This window comes from Clostridium sp. 1001275B_160808_H3 (assembly GCF_015550425.1).
Lineage (GTDB): Bacteria > Bacillota > Clostridia > Clostridiales > Clostridiaceae > Clostridium.
This window is the reverse complement of record NZ_JADNAT010000054.1, coordinates 1-1,602: the sequence shown is the minus strand read 5'-3', so window position 1 is coordinate 1,602 and position 1,602 is coordinate 1. Positions and strand designations below refer to the sequence as shown.

2 tRNA genes, 1 rRNA gene and 1 pseudogene are annotated in these 1,602 nt (G+C 28.3%); 1 reads left to right on the top strand and 3 read right to left on the bottom strand.

The features are described 5' to 3' along the window. Positions 1-846: 846 nt before the first annotated feature. A pseudogene (locus I2A75_RS18060) lies at positions 847-1,048 on the top strand (IS30 family transposase); the annotation flags it as partial. 149 nt (positions 1,049-1,197) lie between these two features. Here the strand turns inward: I2A75_RS18060 and I2A75_RS17830 are convergent. The 3 genes from I2A75_RS17830 to rrf all read right to left on the bottom strand — a co-directional run bounded on the left by I2A75_RS17830 (position 1,198) and on the right by rrf (position 1,477). Further along, positions 1,198-1,273: transfer RNA gene (locus I2A75_RS17830), tRNA-Ala, on the bottom strand. Positions 1,274-1,278: 5 nt separating this feature from the next. After that, positions 1,279-1,355 (bottom strand) — tRNA-Ile (locus I2A75_RS17825). 5 nt (positions 1,356-1,360) lie between these two features. Continuing rightward, positions 1,361-1,477 (bottom strand): 5S ribosomal RNA (rrf, locus tag I2A75_RS17820). Positions 1,478-1,602 lie beyond the last annotated feature (125 nt).

The window sequence follows — 1,602 nt, the reverse complement described above, 5'->3', positions numbered from 1 at the left end:
CTCAATAAAAAGTTTAATCTCTTCGCTCAAATTACTTTGAGTCTTAATTTTAAGACGTCTAAAAGAATTGCTGGTTTATTTTACTTAACTTATTTTCTGTTCAATTTTCAAAGACCATTTTCTTCATCGCTCTCAAGCGACTTTCTTATCTTATCATTTGTTTCATTACTTGTCAACAACTTTTTTCAAAGTTTTTTTGACTTGTTTCGTCACATCCCTTAGCGACGAGATTTATCTTAACATGTAAATGCAACCAAGTTTTAAACATTTATATTATTCTAATTAAATTATTCTTATTTTCCTTCTATTTTCTATATATATCTATCATTTTCTATTGATGATACGCCTGGCAATGTTATTATCAATTTTACATTTTATAATATTATTTTCTCTATTATTATTTTATATATACGTAATTTAAAATAATATTTTTTTGCAATGAGATATAATCATTTTTAATTTATTACTATTAAAATAATCTATCTATATTAAAATATATATTTAAATATTACTTTTAAGTATCATATAATTATAAATTTAATTTTAATAGCCACTTTTAATTTATGATACAATGACTTGTTGTAAAATGAAATTTAACTAATTGAAAACAAAAAAATCTATAATGGATTATATATGTTATTATTTAATCTCAAAATTAAATTCAAAACGTAAGATAATCGATATAGATCATAAAATTTACAATACAGAATCGAGTAAAAATAAATACTTAAATTTCTAAGAGCTATTTACTATTCAAATTCTTATTAATTATACCTTTAAACATATAAAATAGTAAAAAAATTATATAGGCCTATAAACAATATTATCAATAAAATATGTAATGGAACTAATACTAAGGTATATTTTGCTCATACTTTTTCATCTTTTGAAATAGAATCTAATGAGCGTTACAATAATATAATGCACCATCTCAAAATCAAAACTTATATCTGATTCTTCTTCTTCTGATATTTCCTTCATAGAACATTGGATGCACACTCTTCCAAGGATAATCCTTAACTATAAAATTCCTGAAGAGTTATTTTAAATACATCTAGATAAGATATATGCAATCTAAGAGACCATAGGTGCCTGAGTCGCAAACATAAACTAGTTCAATTTATTATTAAAATATATATTTATAATTTTATTATAAATATATATAATAAAAAAAGCTACGAATTACTTCGTAGCTTTTGGTGGAGGTAAAGGGATTCGAACCCTTGACCCCTTGCGTGCAAGGCAAGTGCTCTCCCAACTGAGCTATACCCCCAAATATGGTGGACCTTCAGGGACTCGAACCCCGGGCCGACCGGTTATGAGCCGGTTGCTCTAACCAACTGAGCTAAAGATCCATATAACCTGGCAACGTTCTACTCTCCCACACAGTCTCCCATGCAGTACCATCGACGCTGTAGAGCTTAACTTTCCTGTTCGGAATGGAAAGGAGTGTTTCCTCTACGCCATCATCACCAGATTTCAGAGTGTTCTCTGAAAATTGCACATGAATTAATTTTAAGCCTGTTTTTTATTGGTCAAGCCCTCGACCTATTAGTATCAGTCAGCTAAATATGTTACCACACTTACACCTCTGACCTATCA